Below are 5,686 nucleotides of genomic sequence, written 5' to 3'. Positions count from 1 at the left end.
GCAGCCATGACCCGGATCGGGCCTACCGATCATCCTTGGAAGAACGCCGCCCAGCATCATTTCCTGTATCGCTCGGCTGCTTATTTCGAAAATACCGAGGATGACGCCGAATTCTTCGCCACCCGAACGGCGCGGCGTGCGGTGCTTGGACCCGATTGCTGGATCGGGCATGGCGCCATCATCAAACCGGAAATCACCATCGGCACGGGTGCCATCGTCGCGGCAGGCGCAGTTGTGACCCACGATGTGGCCCCCTTCCAGATTGTCGCGGGCTGCCCGGCGCGACCGTTGCGCATGCGCTTTGACGACGCCACCGCCACGCGGCTTCTTGATCTGGCGTGGTGGGAGTGGGATCATGAGACCCTGCGCACCCGCCTGCCGGACTTCCGCTGCATGACGGCCCAAGCCTTTGTTGCCAAGTATGGCTGACGGTCAGTCGGTTAACACCAGCGCCACACGGTCACCCGCGAACCATGTCCGGCCTATCTCTATCAGGCGCCCGCTATCGTCGCGATTGAGCGCGTCCGAACGCAGGATGGGCGAACCTCGCGGGATCCGCAAGCTCGCCGCCTGCGTGGAACTTGCCAGCTTGGCAGTGATGCGCGTGCTCGCCCTGGTATAGTCCGCAATTCCGCAGGCGGTGAGAGCTGCCGTGATAGACTGCAGTCGCCCCGCATGATCGAGAAAACCATCCAGCCAACCGGGTAGTACGGAACGAAACAAGGCCAGCGGTTGGTCATCGGCCAGCGACAGCCCCTCGATCACATGGACCGGATCGCCAAGCGTCAGGTCCAGTGCCTGCGCCTCCGCCGCATCGCAAGGGCGCGTCTCGAGCCGGGTGAAGGCGTGGGAGCCTGTTCGCCCTTGCGCCGCAAGGTTCTGCGAGAACCTCACCCGACGCCCAAGCGCGTAATCGGCGGGCCGGCCGATCACGAAGACTCCTGCACCGCGCCGAGGCTGTACCAGCCCGGCTTCTACCAGTTGCGCCAAGGCGCGACGCACGGTGTGCCGATTGACCCCGAAACGGCTGGAAAGTTGCGCTTCGGACGGAAGACGCTCGCCTGGCGGATAATGCCCGTTGATGATCTCGGTGCGCAGGCTCTGAGCGATGGATTTCCACAGGGCGGTGCGCGTCGGATCGGCTGTCATGGAAAATTCACAGGCTTTCAGTTGAGCATTGGACGGAAGCACGGTACCACCTGTCTAGTTGTATAGAAAGCAGGACAGATCCGCAAGATGTCTGCACCCTCCGACCATCCCGCCGCCGAAGTTGCCTCCAACAACGCCCGACGCGACTGGCTATCCCTGCTGGCTCGTTCTGCTCCCGCCGAGCTGGCTGGTGTCCTTCCCGAGCTGCCGGACCACGATCTGCTACGTGCTCCGGAAACCGGAACAGTGATGGTACAGGGCCGTGTCAGCGCCACGGGGGCGCCGTTCAACATCGGCGAGATGACGGTGACCCGCTGTGCCGTCCGCCTGGAATGCGGGACCGTCGGACATGGCCACGTGCAGGGGCGGTCACATGCCCATGCGCGGCGCGCGGCCATCGTCGACGCGCTGATGCAGACCGATCGCGCCACACAATTGGCGCCTTTGCTGGATCTCCTGCGGGCCGAGGCCAAGGCCGCGCGCGATACCCGCGCCGCCAAGGCCGCTGCGACGCGTGTCGAGTTCTTTACCATGCAGCGAGGTGAGAACGCATGAGCATTCTGAGCGGCGGCTTCACCGAGCCGGCCCAGCAATCCGCTGCGGGATTTCGCGTCCTGATGCAGGCCATGGCCCGACCGGGCTCGATCTACACATTGGCAGGTGCCATGCCCCCAGCACCCCTTGGCACAGCGGCAGGTACTGTCCTGCTACTGCTGGCCGATCCGACAACGCCACTTCATCTGGCCGGTCCCGCAGACAACACGACAGTCCGCGAGTGGTTGCGGTTCCACGCCGGGTGTCCCCTTGCCGCTCCAGAGGCAGCGACACTGGCCTTTGGCCCTTGGTCGCACCTCGGGTCGCTCGACCGGTATCCCGCTGGTCTGCCTGACTACCCCGACCGCTCTGCCACCCTGATTGTTGAGCTGGACCAATTGGAGGCAGAAGGCCCACGCCTGACCGGCCCCGGTATCTGTACTCATGCATGGCTGTCGCTGCCCGAGATCGCGCCCTTCCAAGCCAACCGAGCACTTTTTCCACGAGGACTGGATTTCATCTTCACCTGTGGCGATCAGCTGGCCTGCCTGCCGCGCAGCACCATCGTGGAGAACTCGTAATGTATGTCGCCGTGAAGGGTGGCGAACGCGCCATCGACAATGCCCATGCCTGGCTGGCCGAGGAAAGGCGCGGTAATCCGGATCTGCCGTTGCTGTCGGTTGACCAGATTCGCAGCCAGATGACACTGGCCGTGAACCGGGTGATGGCCGAAGGGTCACTGTATGATCCCGATCTTGCTGCGCTGGCGATCCGGCAAGCGCGAGGCGACCTGATCGAGGCTGTTTTCCTGATCCGCGCCTATCGCACCACGCTGCCGCGCCTCGGCAACTCACTACCCGTGGACACAGGTGCCATGGCTGTGGATCGGCGCGTGTCAGCCACGTTCAAGGACCTTCCCGGCGGACAGGTGCTGGGACCAACGTTTGACTATACCCATCGCCTGCTGGATTTTGCTGAAACCGCAGCCATCGATCCCGCGCCCCTTGGAGTCGCTGACGACGCCGCAGTCCCGCATGTGACGCAAATCCTTGATCGCGACGGCCTGATCGAAGCAGCGCCCCGTGACGACAGTCCTGCCCCGGACCTGACGCGCGAACCACTGGAAACACCCTCCAGCCGGGCGCTGCGGCTGCAGGCGCTCGCGAGGGCAGATGAGGGTTTCATCCTCTCGCTGGCCTATTCCACGCAACGCGGTTACGGGCGAACCCATGCGTTCGTCGGAGAACTACGCATCGGCCGCGTCCCCGTCGAGATGGAAATCCCAGAGCTGAACCTGACGATCGAGATCGGTGACATCGAGCTGACCGAGTGCGAAACTGTTAACCAGTTCAAGGGTTCACGAACCGAGCCTCCGCAGTTCACACGCGGCTATGGGCTGATCTTCGGCCAATCAGAGCGCAAGGCCATCGCCGTCAGTCTGGTGGATCGCGCCCTGCGTTGGAAAGAACTGGGAGAGGACTTCGTCGGCGCTCCCGCGCAAGACGAAGAGTTCGTTCTGTCTCATTGCGACAACATCCAGGCGACCGGGTTCCTGGAGCACATCAAGTTGCCCCATTACGTTGATTTCCAGGCGGAACTGGAGCTTGTACGCCGATTGCGGGCTGAGGTGCAGAGCGCACTACAGGAGGTTGTCGGGTGAAATCCGTCGTCTTTGATATCGGCAACGTGCTGGTCCGGTGGGATCCCGTCGCTCCCTTCCTGCCACTGCTGGGCCACCGAAAGACTGTGCTGACCTTCCTTGACCGTGTGGACTTCTACGCGTTGAACCTGCGCGCCGATGCGGGCGAGCGCTTTGAGGACCTGGCGGCGGAGATCCCGAACATGCAGGACCGCGCGCTTTTTGCCGCTTATCTACCGGGCTATGCGGCTTCGATCGCTGATCCTGTTGAGGATACCTGGACGCTGTTGGACCGGCTGCAGCAACGGGGTCATACCCTCCACGCCATCACAAATTGGTCGGCGCAGACGTGGGCTCAGGGGTTGGCCATACATCCGCGCCTGGCCTCGGCATTCGGCGTCACCCTGGTCTCCGGCATCGAAGGCATCGTCAAACCCGATCCCCGTATCTTTGCCTTGCTGTGTGACCGAGCGGGTGTTTCGCCAGAAGACTGCCTGTTCATCGATGACAGCGGGTCAAATGTTGCAGGCGCTTTGGCTGCGGGGATGACTGTGCATCACTTCACTGATGCCTTGTCACTGGAACGGGACCTGATCGAACGGGGACTGCTATGAGTGACTACAATTTCGCCTATCTGGATGAGCAGACCAAGCGAATGATCAGACGCGCCATCCTGAAGGCACTGGCAATACCCGGCTACCAAGTCCCTTTCGCCAGTCGCGAGATGCCAATGCCCTACGGCTGGGGCACGGGCGGTGTCCAGCTGACAGCAGCCTGCCTGACACCCGACGACCGGCTGAAGGTCATCGATCAAGGCGCTGACGACACAACGAACGCCGTCAGCATCCGCAAATTTTTTCAGCGTACTGCAGGCGTCGCCGTGACCGAGGCGACGACTGCGGCGACATTGATCCAGACCCGCCACCGTATCCCCGAGACGCCACTGAGCGAGGACCAGATCCTGGTTTATCAGGTTCCCATTCCCGAGCCCTTGCGGTTTCTTGAACCGCGAGAAACCGAGACTCGGAAAATGCACGAGCTGGAGGAATACGGACTCATGCATGTGAAGCTTTACGAGGACATTGCCCGGCACGGCGAGATTGCTACCTCCTATGCCTATCCCGTCACGGTCGAGGGGCGGTATGTCATGGACCCTTCGCCCATTCCAAAATTCGACAATCCCAAACTGTCAGAATGCCCGGCGATTCAGCTGTTCGGGGCGGGGCGCGAGCAGCGTATCTACGCCCTGCCCCCCTATACCCAAGTGGTCAGCCTGGATTTCGAGGATCATCCTTTCCAGGCCAGCAAGCCTGATCACGATTGCGACCTGTGCGGCGCGGGCGACAGCTACTTGGACGAGGTGATCATCGACGACGCAGGGGGGCGAATGTTCGTCTGCTCGGACACCGACTATTGCAGCCGCCGCCGAGACGTCGGCCATCGGGGACGCCTGGCCGGGGAAGCGGCATGAGAGACGTCATGATGGACACCCCGATCCTGACCGTAACCAGCCTCGAGCGGCGCTATGGTTCCCGCATCGGCTGCATGGATGTCAGCTTCGAGCTTTATCCGGGGGAGGTGTTGGGCATTGTCGGCGAAAGCGGCTCGGGCAAATCGACGCTGCTGTCTTGCCTGGCGGGGCATCAGCCGGTCGATGCCGGATCGGTCATGTACGATGGGCGGGATGTGCTGGCCATGGCCGAAACCGATCGGCGCAGGCTGGCGCGTACGGAATGGGCTTATGTCCATCAACATGCGCGCGATGGTCTTCGAATGGGCGTCAGCGCAGGCGCCAATGTGGGTGAACGCTTGATGGCCGCCGGCCATCGCCATTACGGGCATATCCGCTCCGCTGCCGTTGACTGGCTTGGCCGGGTCGAGATTGACGAGGACCGGGTGGACGATCGCCCGAGTGCCTTTTCGGGGGGCATGCAGCAGCGGCTGCAGATTGCCCGAAATCTTGTCACTGCGCCGCGCCTTGTGTTCATGGACGAACCCACGGGTGGGCTCGACGTCAGCGTCCAAGCCCGGCTGCTGGACCTGTTGCGTGGTCTGGTGCGCGACATGGGGCTGTCGGTGATTGTCGTTACCCACGATCTGGCGGTGGTACGTCTGCTGGCTGACCGGCTGATGGTGATGAAGTCCGGGCGCGTGGTCGAACAGGGGCTGACCGATCAGGTTCTGGACGATCCGCAGCATGCCTATACGCAGCTTCTCGTGTCTTCGGTCTTGCAGGTTTGATGCCATGATCCATGTCCAAGATCTTTCGAAGTCCTTCACGTTGCACAACCAAGGCGGCGCGATCATCCATGTCATGAGCGGAGTGAACCTTCATGTAGACGCCGGCGAATGCGTGGCCTTGGT

At 62.4% G+C, this 5,686-nt stretch carries 8 protein-coding genes and 1 pseudogene; 8 read left to right on the top strand and 1 reads right to left on the bottom strand.

Going from position 1 to position 5,686, the window contains the following annotated elements; genetic code table 11:
* A partial coding sequence (locus ACLHHB_RS00270; RefSeq protein WP_410216268.1) for a chloramphenicol acetyltransferase occupies window positions 1–429 on the top strand: 429 nt, incomplete at its 5' end.
* Between the two features lie 3 nt (window positions 430–432).
* Here ACLHHB_RS00270 and phnF read toward each other — a convergent pair.
* Window positions 433–1,149 (bottom strand): phosphonate metabolism transcriptional regulator PhnF, encoded by a 717-nt coding sequence (phnF, locus tag ACLHHB_RS00265; RefSeq protein WP_410216267.1) that lies wholly within the window; start codon window positions 1,147–1,149, stop codon window positions 433–435.
* Between the two features lie 87 nt (window positions 1,150–1,236).
* Between phnF and phnG the strand changes: the two genes are divergently transcribed.
* The 7 genes and pseudogenes from phnG to ACLHHB_RS00230 form a co-directional block, all read left to right on the top strand.
* Window positions 1,237–1,704, top strand: a complete 468-nt coding sequence (gene phnG / locus ACLHHB_RS00260; protein ID WP_410216266.1) for a phosphonate C-P lyase system protein PhnG — start codon at window positions 1,237–1,239, stop codon at window positions 1,702–1,704.
* Entirely contained in the window at window positions 1,701–2,264 is a 564-nt protein-coding gene (phnH, locus tag ACLHHB_RS00255; RefSeq protein ID WP_410216265.1) for a phosphonate C-P lyase system protein PhnH, read from the top strand. The genes phnG and phnH overlap by 4 nt, the downstream gene beginning before the upstream one ends.
* Window positions 2,264–3,343 carry a carbon-phosphorus lyase complex subunit PhnI gene (locus ACLHHB_RS00250; RefSeq protein ID WP_410216264.1) on the top strand — a complete coding sequence of 360 codons (1,080 nt, stop codon included), beginning with the start codon at window positions 2,264–2,266 and terminating at the stop codon, window positions 3,341–3,343. The genes phnH and ACLHHB_RS00250 overlap by 1 nt, the downstream gene beginning before the upstream one ends.
* Window positions 3,340–3,936, top strand: a complete 597-nt coding sequence (locus tag ACLHHB_RS00245; RefSeq protein ID WP_410216263.1) for an HAD family hydrolase — start codon at window positions 3,340–3,342, stop codon at window positions 3,934–3,936. The genes ACLHHB_RS00250 and ACLHHB_RS00245 overlap by 4 nt, the downstream gene beginning before the upstream one ends.
* Window positions 3,933–4,793: an alpha-D-ribose 1-methylphosphonate 5-phosphate C-P-lyase PhnJ gene (locus tag ACLHHB_RS00240; protein WP_410216262.1), complete on the top strand. Its 861-nt coding sequence runs from the start codon at window positions 3,933–3,935 to the stop codon at window positions 4,791–4,793. The genes ACLHHB_RS00245 and ACLHHB_RS00240 overlap by 4 nt, the downstream gene beginning before the upstream one ends.
* Before the next feature lie 11 nt (window positions 4,794–4,804).
* On the top strand, window positions 4,805–5,563 hold the full coding sequence (gene phnK / locus ACLHHB_RS00235) for a phosphonate C-P lyase system protein PhnK (protein WP_410216269.1): 759 nt from the start codon (window positions 4,805–4,807) through the stop codon (window positions 5,561–5,563).
* A 4-nt stretch (window positions 5,564–5,567) separates the two neighbouring features.
* Window positions 5,568–5,686 (top strand): annotated as a pseudogene (locus ACLHHB_RS00230) (phosphonate C-P lyase system protein PhnL); the annotation flags it as partial.

The sequence above is a fragment of the Paracoccus sp. (in: a-proteobacteria) genome (genome assembly GCF_046462195.1).
In the GTDB taxonomy this organism is placed as follows: domain Bacteria; phylum Pseudomonadota; class Alphaproteobacteria; order Rhodobacterales; family Rhodobacteraceae; genus Paracoccus.
The sequence above is the reverse complement of the archived record's forward strand: the minus strand, read 5'-3'. Positions and strand labels throughout refer to the sequence as shown.